The organism is Xanthomonas pisi DSM 18956 (genome assembly GCF_001010415.1).
Taxonomy (GTDB): domain Bacteria; phylum Pseudomonadota; class Gammaproteobacteria; order Xanthomonadales; family Xanthomonadaceae; genus Xanthomonas; species Xanthomonas pisi.
In genome coordinates this window covers 1-311 of record NZ_JPLE01000226.1, presented here as the reverse complement: position 1 = coordinate 311, position 311 = coordinate 1, and the positions used below count along the sequence as shown (strand labels likewise).

The 311-nt window shown below is 51.4% G+C and carries 1 protein-coding gene; it reads left to right on the top strand.

The genetic code is table 11. The features are described 5' to 3' along the window. Positions 1–311: hypothetical protein (locus tag Y887_RS20800; RefSeq protein WP_211257016.1), on the top strand; the 311-nt coding region annotated here is incomplete at both ends.

The window sequence follows — 311 nt, the reverse complement described above, 5'->3', positions numbered from 1 at the left end:
CTTGGACCGCTTTGGCAGAGTTTGAAAAGCACTTCACCGCTGGCGCGTTCGATGCCATGGTCGTCATCGCTCCTAACGGTGTCCACTCGAACTGGATTCGCCGTGAAGCACCAGAGCACCTTTCCATCAAGTGGATTGGTCATTACTGGCGCGGCAATGACAAGATGAAAACTAAAAAGGGGAAGGCGCTTTGGGAGAAGATGTTTGCTGATCCCTATCCTGAAGGTGAAGTGCCTGCGCGCATCTTCTCATTCAACATTGACACGGTGAATACGCCAGTCGGTTATCAACACATTGAGTCCGTCCTGAAG